A 14,992-nucleotide genomic window follows, 5' to 3' on the forward strand; every position below is an offset into this window, starting at 1 on the left:
TGGTCGGTGCCCGCGGGGTGCGTACCCTCGAAAGGTCTCCCGCTAGCGTCGGGTGTGTTCTGCGTGCCCGATCTCGGCCATCGCAACCGCCACGTCGCACGGGTCCACCGAGGGCCAACCTCCGCAGGGGACACGCGACCTCAAGACAAGATCGGGAGAACGAAGCCGTGAGCAAGGGCAAGCGCACCTTCCAGCCGAACAACCGCCGTCGTGCCAAGACCCACGGGTTCCGGCTGCGCATGCGTACCCGTGCGGGGCGGGCGATCCTGTCGGCTCGTCGCCGCAAGGGCCGCGCCGAACTGTCGGCCTGACAGGCGGCACGGCACCGTGCTGCCCGCAACCGCCCGGCTCACGCGTAGCGGCGACTTCGCCCATGTGACCCGGCACGGTCGACGCGCTGGGCGACCCCGGCTCGTCGTGCACGCGGTGCAGAGCATGGAGCCGACAACTGAGACTCCGCTGACCCGGACGGGATCCCCCGTCCGGGTTGGCTTCGTTGTAAGCAAGGCAGTGGGTAACTCGGTGGTCCGCCACCGGGTGTCCCGCAAGCTGCGCCATGTAGTGGCCGACCGGCTCGGAACTCTGGCCCCCGGCAGCTCGTTGGTCGTGCGGGCGCTTCCGCCGGCCGCCCAAGCGTCGAGCGCTGACCTCGCTCATGATTTCGACGCGGCCGTCCGGCGACTCAAGCTGGCGGTGGAACAGTGACTGATTCTCACGATCACGAGAGCACGGACGGCACACGACGCCGCACCGGACCTCTCGCCTGGGTTCTGCTGCTACCGATCCACCTGTACCGCAAGGTGATCTCACCGCTGCTGCCACCCACCTGCCGCTACTACCCCAGCTGCAGCGCATACGCCGTGGATGCCCTGAAGACCCATGGCGCCATCAAGGGGTTGGCGCTGGCCGTGTGGCGGTTACTGCGTTGCAACCCCTGGAGCAACGGGGGAATTGACCCCGTGCCACCCCGTCGCCCCCGGCGCAAGACGTCCGGGACCCCGGCTCACCACAGTTCCGCCGAGGAGTAGCTCCCGTGCTCGATTTCATCAACTACCCGGTGTCCTTCATCCTCTGGTGTTGGCACAAGGTCTTCGGCGCCGTCTTCGGCCCGACCAGTGGCGTCGCCTGGTTGCTGGGAATCGTCTTCCTGACGTTCACCGTCCGCGCGATCCTGATCAAGCCGTTCGTCAAGCAGGTCCGCTCGATGCGGAAGATGCAGGAGTTCGCTCCTGAGATCAAGAAGCTGCAGGCGAAGTACAAGAACGACCGGCAGAAGCTCGCGCAGGAGATGCAGAAACTGCAGTCGCAGCACGGGGTCAACCCGCTCGGCAGCTGCCTGCCGATGCTGCTGCAGATCCCGGTCTTCTTCGGTCTGAACAACGTGCTTCGCGGCTTCGTGCCGAACGCGACCGGCAACTACTACTTCGGCGCGGACGAGGTCGAGTCGTACCTGCACGCGAACCTGTTCGGCGCTCGCCTGTCGAACTACATCGCGCAGGCGAGCAACGAGATGACGAGTCTCGGCGGCAACCTGCAGTCCGTCATCCTCGTGTCGGCGCCGCTGATGGTGATCGCGTCGATCGCCACGCACTTCACCGCCAAGCACAACGTGGCCCGGCAGAACCCGGCGACCGCCACCGCGCAGACCGGCATCATGAACAAGATCACCCTCTGGGTGTTCCCGCTCGGTGTGCTCGTGTTCGGTGCCTTCTTCCCGATCGGTCTGCTCATCTACTGGTTGAGCAACAACATCTGGACCCTCGGCCAGCAGTGGCTGATCTACAAGAAGATCGACCGCGAGGAAGAAGAGCAGAAGGCCGTCGCGCAGGAGAAGCGCACCAACAGCAACCTCGCCCCGAAGGTCGGCCAGAAGCCCACGCAGCCGAAGAAGCGCCCGACGCCCGCCAAGCCCGTGGCGTCCGACGAGACCGACACCGAGGACAGCACCGACTCGACGTCGAGTAAGAAGCCGGTCAAGAAATGGCCAGCCAAGCAGCCGTCGGTGAAGCCCGCGAACAACGCCGCCAAGAAGCCGGCCGCGGGTAACAACACCAACAGCGGCAGCTCCAAAGTTCCCGGTCTGACGCCAGACCGATCCCGCAGCAAGAAGTCAGGCCGGAAGCGTCCGTGACGCGAGCCGATGCCTGGAGAGGAGAAACCGTGACGGCAGCCGACACCGACCTCGGGGCCGAGGGCGGGCAGGTCGACAACGACGCCGCCGAGGAGAAGCCGGCGCGGTCCGGTCCGACCGGTGAGGAGTTGCTTGTCCAGGAGGGCGACATCGCCGGGGACTACCTGGAGCGCCTGTTGGACCTGCTCGACTTCGACGGCGACATCGACCTTGATGTCGAAGCCGGTCGCGCCATCGTCAGCATCGACGGCGGTGACGATCTGGAGAAGCTGGTCGGCCCGCGCGGCAACGCCCTTGAGGCGCTGCAGGAGCTGACCCGGCTCGCGGTGCAGCAGGAGACCGGCGTGCGTAGCCGGTTGATGTTGGACATCGCCGGCTGGCGGGCCGAGCGTCGTGAGGAGCTTCGCGATCTTGGCAAGGCGAGCGCGGAGAAGGTAGTCAGCTCGGGCGAGAAGGTGCGCCTGCAGCCGATGACGCCGTTCGAGCGCAAGGTCGTTCACGACGCGGTGGCGGAGATCGAGGGCGTGCACAGTGAGAGCGAAGGTGAGGATCCCCGCCGGCGTGTGGTGATTTTCCCGAAGCCCTGACTCTATTGAGTGAGTTTGGACGCGGTCCGTCGAATAAGACGGGCCGCGTTCTTTTTTTGTCGGCCGGATGTGAGATCCTCATTCGGGTCCCCACTCGACACGTGTTTCACGTGAAACTCCCATTCGGATTCGGTGAGTCGGTGGGGCGAGGGTTGCCGATCGGCGACAATCGAGCTGGCGTGGTTTCACGTGGAACATCGGATGGAGCTCATGACCGACGTGGTGTCCCAGGCGTTCGGCGCCGGTTCGGACCGAGCGACTCGGTTCGCCGAACTGCTCACTGTGCACGGCGTCGAGCGAGGGCTGATCGGTCCACGTGAAGTCGACCGACTGTGGGAGCGGCACCTGTTGAACTCGGTGGCGATGGCGGAGTGCGTGCCGGAAGGCGCGTCCGTGGTCGACGTCGGATCGGGCGCCGGGTTCCCCGGAATCCCGTTGGCGATCGCCCGGCCGGATCTAGACGTCGTACTGCTTGAGCCGATGGCGCGCCGCGTGGCATGGCTGGAAGAGGTCGCGGCGAAGCTCGATCTGGATGTCACGGTGGTCCGTGGCCGCGCCGAGGAGAAAGAGATCCGGCGGCAGCTCGCCAACCGTGACGTGGTGACCGCCCGGGCGGTGGCGCCGATGGGCAAGCTGACCGGTTGGTGTCTCCCCCTGCTGCGAACCGGCGGTCGGCTCGTCGCGCTGAAGGGATCGAGTGCCGCCGAGGAGATAGAACGAGATTGGGCCGAGATCGCTCGCGCGGGCGGCGTCGACCCTGAGGTACGGACGTGTGGTGGTGGGTTCCTCGCCGAACCTACGACCGTTGTTGTTGTGCGGCGCGCTGAACCGGCTGCCGGGCGCAACCGCAAGCGGCGATAAGGAAGGACCGGACCGAGCATGTTCCACGTGAAACTTGAGACGGTGCCGCGGGCGCCGAGGAGGTGCAGCCAGTGAACTGGACGCCCATCGCGGAGGAAGCCGAGCGGGCTGCCAAGCTCCTACATCCCGACAAGCAGTTCCCGAAGCCTTCGCATCGCCGCGTCTTCACCATCGCCAACCAGAAGGGTGGCGTCGGGAAGACGACCAGTGCGGTGAACCTCGCCGCCGGTCTGGCGATGCACGGGCTGAAGGTGCTCGTGATCGACCTCGACCCGCAGGGCAACGCCAGCACGGCACTCGGCGTCGAGCGCCGCTCCGGCACGCCGTCCATCTACGAGGTGCTGCTCGGTGAGGTCTCGCTGAAGGACGCGTCTCAGGTCAGCGACCAGTCGCCGAACCTGTGGTGCGTGCCGGCGACCATCGACCTGGCGGGTGCCGAGATCGAACTGGTCGAGATGCATGGCCGTGAGGGTCGCCTGAAGGCGGCGCTGACCGACGAGGCGTTCGACGAGCTCGGCCCGGACTACGTCTTCATCGACTGCCCGCCGTCGCTCGGCCTGCTGACGGTGAACGCGATGGTCGCCGCGCAGGAAGTGCTGATCCCGATCCAGTGCGAGTACTACGCACTGGAAGGTCTGAGCCAGCTGCTGAAGAACATCGACCTGGTGCAAAAGCACCTCAACCCGGATCTGGACCTGTCCACGATCCTGCTCACGATGTACGACGGCCGGACCAAGCTCGCCGACCAGGTGAGCGCGGAGGTGCGTCAACACTTCGGCGACGTGGTCCTGCAGACGGTCATCCCGCGGAACGTGAAGGTGTCCGAGGCGCCGAGCTTCGGCCAGACTGTGCTCGCGTACGACCCGGGCTCGCGGGGAGCGATGAGCTACCTCGACGCGTCCCGTGAACTCGCAGAACGAGGTGCGGCGGAATGAGCAAGCCGGATGCGGCCCCTCCGGCACGCAAGGGCGGCCTCGGTCGTGGCCTGGCCGCCCTGATCCCCAGCGGTCCCGACGCCGACGCGGCGAGCCCCGCGATCCCCCGGCGTCCGGTCCCGGCTCGTGGCGTGCCCGCGCCCGAGCCGGGTGGTGAGGTCGCGGGGGCGGTCTACCGCGAGATCCCCACCTCCGCGATCAAGCCGAACCCGAAACAGCCGCGGCAGGTCTTCGACGAAGAGGCGCTCTCCGAACTCGAGCACTCGATCCGTGAATTCGGATTGATGCAGCCGATCGTGGTGCGCGATCTCGGCGGCGGCTCGTACGAGCTGGTGATGGGTGAACGGCGGCTGCGAGCATCGCAGCAAGCCGAATTGGAGAAGATCCCGGCGATCGTCCGGCAGACCGCGGACGACGCGATGCTGCGCGACGCACTGCTGGAGAACATCCACCGGGTCCAGCTCAACCCACTCGAAGAGGCGGCGGCGTATCAGCAGCTGCTCGACGAGTTCGAGGTGACGCACGAGGAGCTGGCATCCCGGATCGGCCGCAGCCGTCCAGTCATCACGAACACGATCCGCTTGCTGAAGCTCCCCCTTCCCGTGCAGCGCCGGGTCGCGGCAGGCATCTTGTCGGCCGGGCACGCCCGCGCATTGCTCGGTTTGGAAGACCCGGAGCGTCAGGAAGCGCTCGCGGCTCAGATCGTCAAAGAGGGAATGTCGGTCCGCGCGACCGAAGAAGCGGTGACGCTCGCCAAGCATGATCAGCCCGCGAAGCCGAAGGCGGCCCCCCGCAAGCCAATGCACGCCCCCGGGTTGCAAGAGCTCGCCGAGCGGCTGTCCGACCGGTTCGATACCCGGGTAAAGGTTGAATTGGGTCAGCGGAAGGGCCGGATCGTGGTCGAATTCGGCTCCGTTGACGATCTTGAACGGATCGTTGACATCATCAACCAAAATGGGACAAAAGGGATTCGGCAAGAGGACGTGTAACCACCCCAGGTCATTACGTCACGGTGACGATCCCGATATGTCCGATTCTGCGCGGGGTGGCGACACCGAGTTCGAACCGCGCGAAGGAGTGTAGGAAAGCTCCCCGGGCACCCGGACTTAGTTGTCGGCCGGAGGCAAAGTTGCCGACGGATAGATCGACGCGGTGGGTGAGTCAGCGCCGAGTGGATAGATCGAGTCGGCGCCAACGGTCACGGGGTTGCCCGAAGAGTCTGCGAGCCGATGCTGAGAGCAAGATTGACTCTGTATCGTAGCCAGACTCAGCTCCACCTCTGCACACAAAGAAAGCCCCGGCACGTGCCGGGGCTCTTTACTGTGTTTCACGTGAATCAGCCGCGGGCGATCGCCTGATCGATCAGTTCGGCGTAGATCTGGCCCAAGGACCGACCTGCCGCCTCGGTCGCGATGGGCAGCACCGAAGTCTCGGTCAGTCCCGGCGACACGCTTACCTCAAGGAAGTAGATCGAGCCGTCCTCGGCGACTACCGCGTCGGTCCGGGAGATGTCACGCAGCCCGAGCAGCTTGTGTGCGGACACCGCCGTATCGGCCGCCCGGGCCGCGACCTCCGGCGACAGCCGGGCCGGGGTGAAGAAGTTGGTCAAGCCGGCCGTGTACCGGGCCGTGTAGTCGTAGACGCCGCCCTCAGGCTCGATCTCGACCGCAGGCAGTGCCACCGGTCCCTCGGGAGTGTCGATCACGGTCACGGCCACCTCAACGCCCGTCACGTACTCCTCGGCCAACACGGTCTCGCCGTACGCCAAGCAGTTGACCATCGCGGCCGGAAGCTCAGACGCGTCCCGGACGACCTGAGCGCCAAGCGCCGAGCCGCCCTGATCCGGCTTGAGCATCAGCGGCAGCCCCAGGCGAGCGACCATCGCATCCAGCACGGCCTGGGCGCCGAGTTCGCGGAAGATGCTGTGCGGCAACACAACCCAGTCCGGGGTGAGCAGGCCTGAGCGGGACAGCTCCGCCTTCGCTGTCGGTTTGTCCCAGGCGCGGCGGCAGGCGTGCGAGTCGGCGCCAACGAAGGGCAGGCCGAGCATCTCCAGGACCGTTTGGATCGAGCCGTTTTCGCCTTCGCCGCCGTGCAACGCGATGACGACCGCGTCCGGCTTCTGGGTACGGAGTCTGGTCAGCAGCGACCCGTCGGTATCCCACTCGTCGACGGTCACGCCGACCGTACGCAGGGCAGTCGACAGGCGCCGCCCTGACCGAAGTGAAACGTCACGCTCATGCGAGAGCCCGCCGGACAGGACGGCTACCGTTCGATCTGACACTCCCGGATTATGCAGTGTCCGGGCTCGGAGTCTGTGCTCCGGACGTGATCCGCCGCGCCGCGGGCCCGAAGGTGCGGTACAGCTCCAGCTCTTCGTCCAGCACGACCGCCAGCCGCCGGACGCCCTCCTGGATCCGCTCAGGCGTCGGGTAGCAGAACGACAGCCGCATCTGCCGGGTGCCGAACCTGTCCGCGTAGAAGCCGGTTCCGGGCACGTACGCCACCCTCGCGGTGACCGCCCGAGGCTGCATCGCTTTGGTGTCAATGCCTTCCGGCACGGTCATCCACACGAAGAAGCCACCGTCCGGCTTGGTCCAGCTGCACCCGGCGGGCATGTGCTGATCGAGGCTGCTCAACAACGCGTCCCTGCGCTCGCGGTACATCAGCTGGAAGGACTTGATCTGGCCCTTCCAGTCATGCGTGGCCAGGTAGCGCGACACGATCAGCTGGCTGAGCATCGGCGGCGACAACACAGCCGCTTCTGCCGCCAGGACAAGCTTTTCGCGCACCGCGTGCGGCGCGAGCGCCCAGCCGACCCGCAGGCCGGAGGCGAAGGTCTTGGAGAACGAACCCAGGTAGATCACGTTGTCCGGGTCCATCGAGCGCAACGCCGGATACGTCTGTCCGTCGAATCCCAGTAGCCCGTATGGGTTGTCCTCGATCACCAGAACGCCCGCACGGCGGCAGATCTCGAGGATCTCGGCGCGTCGGGACACCGCCAGCGTCACGCCGCCGGGGTTGTGGAAATTCGGGATCGTGTAAAGGAACTTGACCCGTTGGCCAGCTGCCGCAGCTGCGGCCAGTGCCTGCCGCAACGCCTCCGGGACCAGGCCTTCGTCGTCCATCTCCACGTGCACGACGTTGGCCTGGTAGGACGCGAATGTGCCGAGCGCGCCGACGTAGGACGGGCCCTCGGCGATCACCACGTCGCCTGGGTCGCAGAAGATCCGGGTCACCAGGTCCAGCGCCATCTGTGAGCCCACAGTGACCACGATGTCGTCCGGATGTCCGGTGATCCCCTCGATGGCCATCACTTCGCAGATCTGCTCACGAAGCGGCTGATAGCCGTGCGCCGAGCCGTACTGCAGGGCCACGAGGCCGTCGTTGGCGATCACGCCCGCGACCTCGCTGGCCAGGGAGTCGAGGGGCAGTGCCGCGAGGTTCGGCATGCCTCCGGCCAGCGAGACCACCTCTGGCCTGCTGGCGACTGCGAACAGCGCTCGTACCTCCGATGCCGTCATCCCGGTCGCTCGTGCCGCGTACCGCCTCAGGTGCGGGTCGAGATTCTGGCCGGTAGAGGGCACCGGACTGGTACTGCCCTCTGGTTCCTCCGAGTGCATACGCCACCTCGTTCGTCAGTCAAGCGAGTGTAACTCTGGCCTCTATCAGGTCTTCGTGCTTCCCGCACTTGTCACATCCCCCTATCCTGGGGGACGGGCCTGTGGTTAACGCATGCCCTCATCATTCCTTCACGGCCTGCGGGGAGGTTGGGTGTCGCGGCGCGTCGTCGGCATCACGCTGGACAACCTGGAGCACCTCCCCAAGCACTCAAGGGGCTGTGTGTTCTGGGAGCTGGCACCGCACCTGAAGGAACAGGCCGAGGCCTTCGGCGAGACCGAGCTCGAAAAGGAAGCCTGGGTCTCCAACATGCTCCTGGAATGGGGCTCATGTGGCCGCCTGGTCTACTCGGACAAGCTCCCGGTGGGATTCGTCCTCTACGCCCCGCCCAACGCCGTACCGCGCTCTCTGGCCTTCCCGACGTCCCCGATCAGCCCGGACGCGGTCATGCTGACCGGTTTCCACATCCTGCCCGAGTTCCGTGGCGGTGGGCTGGGCCGGATGCTCGTGCAGGCAGTGGCCAAGGACCTCACCCGTCGTGGGGTGAAGGCGATCGAGTCCTTCGGCGACGCCAAGCCGGAGGACGAAGAGCAGAGCTGCGTCGTGCCGTCGGATTTCCTTGCCTCGGTCGGTTTCAAGACCGTCCGGCCGCATGCCCGGTGGCCGCGGCTGCGCCTGGAACTGCGCAGCGCGATCACCTGGAAGGAAGACGTGGAGGCAGCGCTGGAGCGGCTGCTCGGCACGGTGTCCGTGACCACCGCCAGCCCGGTCTACCAGCGCTGAAACCCCGGGTAAATCAGCTCTTCGTGAGCTCGTGCCGCATCAGGTCGGCGAAGGTGAACGTGCCCGTCGGCTGGTCGTTCTCGCCCAGCAGGTACAGCCGCTTGACCGAAACCAGGATGCCCTCGGCGACCAGGTCACGGAACGCCGGATCGGCCAGCCTGGACCGGTCACCGACGTTGGACAGGTAGCCGAGCTCCAGCCGGACCGCGGGGCAGCGGGTGAGCCGCAGCGAATCCCAGGTCTTGGCGTGCGCACGGCAGTTGAGCATGCCGGTACGAGCGGTCAGCTCACGCTGGATGAACCCGGCAAGCGCCTCACCAAGGGTGGACGTGCCCTTGCCCGCGGTGCCGAAGTAGAAGGTCGCCAGGCCAGAGGCGTGCGGCGAGGCGTTGCGGTCGCAGTGCAGCGAGATGAAGACGTCGCTGCCCGACTCGTTGGCGAAGTGCGCGCGCTCGGCCTCGGTTGGGCACTGGTCGGGCCCACGCGACAGCACGGCCTCCATCCCGGTGGCCACCATCCGGCCCTCGAGACGGCGGGCCAGGTCCCACACCAGGTCGGCTTCCTTGATGCCGTCGACGGTCACACCGGCGTCGTCGCCGCCGTGGCCTGGGTCGATGACGATGCGCTTGCCACGAAGGCGTGGACCGGCCTTACGGACCTGCTCCTGCTCACGCAGCAGCACCGGACGCCCGCCGCTGGCACGTGGGGACAGGCGGTTGAACGCGCTGACCGTCTCGGCGCCACACATACCGTCGACGGTCAGGCCGTAGTCACGCTGGAACTCGCGCAGCGCGCGCTCGGTCTGTGGGCCGAAGACACCGTTCGGACGACCGGCGTTGTACCCCAGCTGCAGCAGGCGTTCCTGCAGCTCAAGCACGTCGTCGCCACTCACGGGGGCGGAGACCAGGTAGGCCAGCGGGCGGCCACCGAGCCGGTAGGTCGCATCGCGCAGGGCCTGATAGGTGGCCTGGCCGACGATCCCGTCCGTGATCAAGCCTCGCTGCTGCTGGAAAGCTCGCACGGCGTGTTCGACGGCGAGGTCGTACACCGACGGGTCGCCCGTGCCGTTGGCCGTGGGCAGCAGGCCCAGGCTGGCGAGCGTGGCCCGCACTTCGGCTACAGCCGGTCCGGCGTCACCGGGGCGGAGTTCCCGCATGCACCCCTCACTCAGGTCAGATTCTCAAAAACCGACGTTCTCAGGTTGTGTCGCAGGCTATTGTGCCCTGCCTGCCGTGCGGTCCCGCTTAGGGTCACGTGCCGCGTCCGGTCCATCACGGCATCACCCGATCAAGTGTGATGCATGACACGACCCGGGACTCGTCGCCTTACACGGAGTAGACGCTCCAGCCCCGGGTCGGGTTAGGTTTTTCTGAAATTCTCAGGCCACGTAGTCGGCCAGATCGTTGAGCAGCGCCGCCTTCGGCTTCGCGCCGACGATCTGCTTCACCGGACGGCCGCCCTGGAAGACGATCATCGTCGGGACCGACATGATCTGGTAGTCCCGCGCCACCTCAGGGTTGGCGTCGATGTCCAGCTTGGCCACGGTGATCTTCTCGGCGTGCTCCTTGGCGATCTCCTCGAGCACCGGGGCGACCATCCGGCACGGCCCGCACCAGGTGGCCCAGAAGTCGACGACTACCGGCTTCTCGCTCTGCAGGACGTCCTCGGTGAAGGACTTGTCGGTGACGACGACGGTGTTGCCGCTCACGGTTTCTCCTAGTGTCAGATGTTGGTCGGGGCGTAACCGCCGCCGACGAGTTCAGAGGCCTCATGCGCGTTGGCTTCGCCGTGCTCGGCCAGCCAGCGTTCGGCGTCGATCGCCGCTGCGCAGCCCGAGCCCGCCGCGGTGATGGCCTGCCGGTATGTGCGGTCGACGAGGTCACCAGCGGCGAACACCCCGTCGAGGTTCGTGTAGGTGGTCTGGCCCTTGACCTGCACGTATCCGTCTTCGTCTGTGTCGATCTGGCCAGTGACGAGCTGGCTGCGCGGGTCATGGCCGATCGCCATGAAGACACCGGTCACGGCGACGTCCTCGGTCTCACCCGTCTGGGTGTCCCTCAGGCGAGCGCCGGAAACCTTGCCATCGGTGCCCAGCACCTCGATGACCTCGGCGTTGAGCCGCCACTTGATCTTCTCGTTGGCGCGGGCGCGCTCGAGCATGATCTTCGAGGCCCGGAACTCCTCGCGGCGGTGCACGATGGTCACCGTGTCGGCGAACTTGGTCAGGAACAGCGCCTCTTCCATCGCGGAGTCGCCACCGCCGACCACGATGATGTCGTGGCCACGGAAGAAGAAGCCGTCACACGTGGCACATGCCGACACGCCACGGCCGAGCAACTCCTGCTCGCCAGGAACGTGCAGGTAGCGCGGCGCGGCACCCATCGCGAGCACGACGGACTTGGCCGCGTACCGCGTGCCGTTGACCGTGACGTACTTGATCGGGCCGTCGAGCTCGACCGCTTCGACGTCCTCGGTACGCAACTCGGCGCCGAACCGTTCGGCCTGCTCACGCATCTGCGCCATCAGCTCGGGGCCCATGATGCCGTCCCGGAAACCGGGGTAGTTCTCCACCTCGGTCGTGGTCATCAGGGCGCCACCGAACTGGCTGCCTTCGAAGACCAGCGGAGACAGCTGCGCACGCGCCGCGTACACCGCGGCGGTATATCCCGCCGGACCGGACCCGACGATGATCAGGTTGCGGACCTCGTCTTGCGCCGCCATCTGCCCTCCGTTTTTCCCGCCAGTGACAACTAGGACAACCGATCGTAGGTGCTGGTTGTTCCGCACCATCCGGGTGACCGCCAGCACTGACGGGAAATGGGGTTCTAGCGCACGCCCTCCCTGTTCACGATCTTCGACGGGTTGCCTGGGCCGCAGTCCTGACCGACTGTGAGCAGCCGGAATGTGCCAGGCGGCCGCGAGGCGAAGACGAACAGCGTGCCCGCCCTACCGTCCACCGTGACCTGCTTGACGCCGAGCGGCTCCGCGTTCGGCGAGATGCCGTTGGCCTGGAAGCAGCCAACAAGCTTCTCTGTGTCGGAGAACGGGCCGTAATCGGTGCCGCCCTTGGCGGCCTGCAACTGCTCCGGACCGATCGAGTCGGACGGGAAGTTCAGCGGTCCCTGCGCGACTGGCGGTGCGCCGTTGCCTGTGTCACCGGGCAATGCGGCGAACGTGATCCCGACCGCCGCCGCGGCCGCTGCGAAGATCCCGATGCCGATACCCAACCTTTGGTTACGCCGTTTCCGTGCCGCGTCAAGGCTGACAACTGGTGCAGGCGTTGCCTGAGCGCGGGCCTGTGACTCCGCGGCGATCGCGGCATCCAGCCGGGCCGCGAAATGCGCGGGCATCGGCGGAGCCGGGACGTTCGCTAGTGCATGCAGGTCCGCTTGCGTCGCGTCAAGGGCGGCCAGGATCTCCCGAGCCTCCGGGTCGGCGTTGACTTGTGGCCACAACTGCTCGGCCTCACGAGGGTCCAGCGCACCCGCCTGGAGATCGGCGAGCAGGTCGACCGACCACGGCGGCCCGCCGCTCCCCCGTCCGATGCCGGTCATGTCCCCTCCCACTGACGCCGTGGACGCCCCTCGCGCTTTTCGCTTGCCTCACCTGGGACGTTCGCATCAGCAATCGGGTTCCGTAGATGCCCGAGAACTTTGGCGAGCTTGGCCCGGCCCCTGGCACAGCGGCTTTTCACGGTGCCCTCGGCGATGCCGAGCAGCTTGGCCGTCTCGGCGACCGAATAGCCCTCGACATCGACGAGCACGATCGGCACCCGCTGTTCCTCGGACAGCTCAGCCAACGCGTTCTTCACGACAAGGCTGGTCTCCCGGTCGGCCATGGCATCGCCGGGAGTGACGGGCTCCCCAGGCCCGGTCTCCGGCAGAGGGACAGTCGGGCGCGCTTGGCGGCGCCGGACTCGGTCCAGGCACGCGTTCACCACGATCCGGTGCAGCCAAGTCGTCACCTGTGACTCGGCACGGAACGAGCCTGCGTTGCGGAAAGCCGAGATGAAAGCCTCTTGCAACGCGTCGGCGGCCTCTTCCGGATCACGCAGAGTCCGCAGCGCCACGGCCCACAACCGGTCTCTGTGGCGGCGAACGATCTCGGCGAACGCGTGTGGATCCCCGGCGGCATGGGACGCGATCAGCGCTGCGTCCGAGCTTGCTGCGGCGGTCACCCGGGCAGCTTAGTGGTGGCCACCCGCGCGCAAGCACCCGGTAACGAGCGACGTATCGCCGTGAGCGAAGCGAACAGGCGAGAAGTCCGTGACGGGTGCCCGCGCGTGTCTGCCGCTCCGGCATGGCGTGTTGAACCCGCGAGCGGCGCACGGTGGCGAGCAGGCAGGCTGGCAGCGAGTCGAGCAGTTTGACACGCCGTGCCGGTGGGGCGGACACGCGGTAATTCGATTCAACCAGCCGGGCTGGGAAAGCGAGGCTCGCCAGCAACGCACTACTGGGCTAGCTGGAACTCGATCTCGCGGACCTGGGTGACGTTCTGGTCGTCCTGGTCCACCCCGAGCTTGGTGATCCACACCAGCACGAACTGGGTCGGCTCGGCTGCCGGGAGCGCGATCTCCGTCTTGCCGTTGACCAGGGTCGCGGTGCCGATCACCTTGGTGTCGTCGAACTTCGCCGTTGCCGTTGGAGCCGAACGGATCTCTACGACCGTGCCTTCACTTGGCGAGTCGATGATCACTTGGGCCAGCTTGGTCGGGTCCTTGAAGGTCGCCAGTACTCCCACGCCTGGTTTGGCCGCTGGGAAGGGCTGCTTGTACTTCAGCGTCGACCAGATCGTGCCCGGCTTGCCATCCATCACCCGGCCGACCGTGCGGGCGTTGTCCTTGTCGCCCTTGGCCGTGAAGACCGCGACCTTGGTTGGCTTGACCGGGCCCGCGGATTTCGGCGCGGGTGGCGGATTGTTCTGCGGCTGGTTGCCGGTGGGAGACGGTGACGTGGGTGCCACGGTCTGCTGGACGGCTGCGGGCACCGGGTCGCTGCCGAAGAAGCTGATCAGCTGGAAGCCGACCCAGGCGAGCACGCTGACGGTGGCCACGGTCAGTGCCGTGACACCGATGGCCAGCTTGCGGCGGCGGCCGTCGTCCTTGGGGGGACGCTTGTTCGTGGTCCAGATCGTGTCCTGGTCGGACAGCTGATCTCCGCTTGGCATCACCGGGTTGAGCAGGTCTGTCTGCTGCTCGAGCAGTTCGGCTCGCTGTGCGATTCCTTCGAGCACGGTCAGCAGCGCGGAACTGGTCCTGATGTTGCCGAGCGACGTGTCCGCGATGCTGCGCACCGCCAGATCGGCGAGGTCGTCCGGAACGTCGTTACGCAGCAAGGCAGGCGAGACAGGCGAGCCGTCGCGTTCGCGGGGTGCGACTGGGATGGTCGGCGGTCCGCCGGGCAGGGCCCAACGGCCGGTCAGCAGCAAGTAGAGGATCGCGCCGAGGCCTTTGACGTCGTCCTGCAACGAGGCCTGTGGCAGTGGGCCAGGGAATGCCAGGCGCAATGCCCCATCCGGGCCCACGCGGACGCGCTGGGGATGATCGACGCCCAGCACCAGGCCGGTGTGGTGGGCCTGTTCGACCGCGATGGCCAATGGTTCGACCAAGCGGGCCGCGGTTCCGGCGGGCAGTGGGTGTTCGGCGATCAGGTCGACGAGGTCTGTGCCCTGCGCGAAGTCCGCGACCACGACACCGAGCACGCCTTCGCTCGGGTCGACGCCGCTGCCCACCCCAAGCACGTCGAGCACTCGGGAGACGGACGGGCTGGTGAACCTGGCGGCGTGGGCGGCGCGCTCCAACGTCCGGCGGGCGGCGACGGTCGCTTCGCGGTTGGTCGGGTCACCGACCAGGACAGTGAGAGCGACGTCACGGCGTAGTTGGCCGTCTCGGGCGCGCCACAGGTGGGCGTTGCCGCGTAGATCGACTCCGAACGGAGCCAGCAGACGATAGCGACCATCACCGATTATCCCGCCCGGAAGCAGGTCGCCAGCCAGCGCGCGAACGCCTTTGACGGTCGCGTCGTTGCTGTTGTCGGTCCTCCTGGTCGTCACCGCACTCTCCCGTCTGACGCGCC

General features: G+C 66.8%; 17 protein-coding genes. 9 read left to right on the forward strand and 8 right to left on the reverse strand.

Going from position 1 to position 14,992, the window contains the following annotated elements:
* Positions 1-167: 167 nt before the first annotated feature.
* The 8 genes from rpmH to LWC34_RS20020 all read left to right on the forward strand — a co-directional run bounded on the left by rpmH (position 168) and on the right by LWC34_RS20020 (position 5,503).
* On the forward strand, positions 168-311 hold the full coding sequence (gene rpmH / locus LWC34_RS19985) for a 50S ribosomal protein L34 (RefSeq protein WP_173125295.1): 144 nt from the start codon (positions 168-170) through the stop codon (positions 309-311).
* A gap of 16 nt (positions 312-327) precedes the next feature.
* Positions 328-705 (forward strand): ribonuclease P protein component, encoded by a 378-nt coding sequence (rnpA, locus tag LWC34_RS19990; RefSeq protein ID WP_233726691.1) that lies wholly within the window; start codon positions 328-330, stop codon positions 703-705.
* Positions 702-1,028, forward strand: a complete 327-nt coding sequence (gene yidD, locus LWC34_RS19995) for a membrane protein insertion efficiency factor YidD (RefSeq protein ID WP_233726692.1) — start codon at positions 702-704, stop codon at positions 1,026-1,028. The genes rnpA and yidD overlap by 4 nt, the downstream gene beginning before the upstream one ends.
* 5 nt (positions 1,029-1,033) lie before the next feature.
* On the forward strand, positions 1,034-2,131 hold the full coding sequence (gene yidC / locus LWC34_RS20000; protein WP_233726693.1) for a membrane protein insertase YidC: 1,098 nt from the start codon (positions 1,034-1,036) through the stop codon (positions 2,129-2,131).
* Between the two features lie 29 nt (positions 2,132-2,160).
* On the forward strand, positions 2,161-2,718 hold the full coding sequence (locus LWC34_RS20005; RefSeq protein WP_233726694.1) for a Jag family protein: 558 nt from the start codon (positions 2,161-2,163) through the stop codon (positions 2,716-2,718).
* A 201-nt stretch (positions 2,719-2,919) separates the two neighbouring features.
* A complete protein-coding gene (gene rsmG, locus LWC34_RS20010; protein ID WP_233726695.1) occupies positions 2,920-3,579 on the forward strand; it encodes a 16S rRNA (guanine(527)-N(7))-methyltransferase RsmG in 660 nt (219 codons plus the stop codon).
* A 62-nt stretch (positions 3,580-3,641) separates the two neighbouring features.
* Complete coding sequence (locus tag LWC34_RS20015; RefSeq protein ID WP_233726696.1) at positions 3,642-4,514, forward strand: ParA family protein; 873 nt, start codon at positions 3,642-3,644, stop codon at positions 4,512-4,514.
* A complete protein-coding gene (locus tag LWC34_RS20020) occupies positions 4,511-5,503 on the forward strand; it encodes a ParB/RepB/Spo0J family partition protein (RefSeq protein WP_233726697.1) in 993 nt (330 codons plus the stop codon). The genes LWC34_RS20015 and LWC34_RS20020 overlap by 4 nt, the downstream gene beginning before the upstream one ends.
* Before the next feature lie 347 nt (positions 5,504-5,850).
* Here LWC34_RS20020 and LWC34_RS20025 read toward each other — a convergent pair whose 3' ends face one another.
* A complete protein-coding gene (locus LWC34_RS20025) occupies positions 5,851-6,798 on the reverse strand; it encodes a D-alanine--D-alanine ligase family protein (protein ID WP_233726698.1) in 948 nt (315 codons plus the stop codon).
* 7 nt (positions 6,799-6,805) lie between these two features.
* Positions 6,806-8,137, reverse strand: a complete 1,332-nt coding sequence (locus tag LWC34_RS20030) for an aminotransferase-like domain-containing protein (RefSeq protein WP_233726699.1) — start codon at positions 8,135-8,137, stop codon at positions 6,806-6,808.
* Between the two features lie 151 nt (positions 8,138-8,288).
* On the opposite strand from LWC34_RS20030, the gene LWC34_RS20035 reads away from it, so the two are divergent.
* Entirely contained in the window at positions 8,289-8,918 is a 630-nt protein-coding gene (locus tag LWC34_RS20035; protein ID WP_233726700.1) for a GNAT family N-acetyltransferase, read from the forward strand.
* Between the two features lie 13 nt (positions 8,919-8,931).
* Here the strand turns inward: LWC34_RS20035 and LWC34_RS20040 are convergent, their stop codons facing one another.
* The 6 genes from LWC34_RS20040 to LWC34_RS20065 all read right to left on the reverse strand — a co-directional run bounded on the left by LWC34_RS20040 (position 8,932) and on the right by LWC34_RS20065 (position 14,969).
* A complete protein-coding gene (locus tag LWC34_RS20040; RefSeq protein ID WP_233726701.1) occupies positions 8,932-10,074 on the reverse strand; it encodes an N-acetylmuramoyl-L-alanine amidase in 1,143 nt (380 codons plus the stop codon).
* A 222-nt stretch (positions 10,075-10,296) separates the two neighbouring features.
* Complete coding sequence (trxA, locus tag LWC34_RS20045; RefSeq protein ID WP_233726702.1) at positions 10,297-10,626, reverse strand: thioredoxin; 330 nt, start codon at positions 10,624-10,626, stop codon at positions 10,297-10,299.
* A gap of 14 nt (positions 10,627-10,640) precedes the next feature.
* Positions 10,641-11,639, reverse strand: a complete 999-nt coding sequence (trxB, locus tag LWC34_RS20050; protein ID WP_233726703.1) for a thioredoxin-disulfide reductase — start codon at positions 11,637-11,639, stop codon at positions 10,641-10,643.
* 104 nt (positions 11,640-11,743) lie between these two features.
* A complete protein-coding gene (locus LWC34_RS20055; protein ID WP_233726704.1) occupies positions 11,744-12,472 on the reverse strand; it encodes an RsmA family anti-sigma factor in 729 nt (242 codons plus the stop codon).
* Positions 12,469-13,095 (reverse strand): RNA polymerase sigma factor SigM, encoded by a 627-nt coding sequence (sigM, locus tag LWC34_RS20060; RefSeq protein WP_233726705.1) that lies wholly within the window; start codon positions 13,093-13,095, stop codon positions 12,469-12,471. The genes LWC34_RS20055 and sigM overlap by 4 nt, the downstream gene beginning before the upstream one ends.
* A gap of 272 nt (positions 13,096-13,367) precedes the next feature.
* The gene (locus LWC34_RS20065) at positions 13,368-14,969 is read right to left on the reverse strand and encodes a protein kinase family protein (RefSeq protein WP_233726706.1); all 1,602 of its coding nucleotides are present in this window, start codon (positions 14,967-14,969) and stop codon (positions 13,368-13,370) included.
* Between the last annotated feature and the right edge of the window lie 23 nt (positions 14,970-14,992).

Source organism: Kibdelosporangium philippinense, from assembly GCF_021390435.2.
GTDB classification, from domain to species: domain Bacteria; phylum Actinomycetota; class Actinomycetes; order Mycobacteriales; family Pseudonocardiaceae; genus Kibdelosporangium; species Kibdelosporangium philippinense.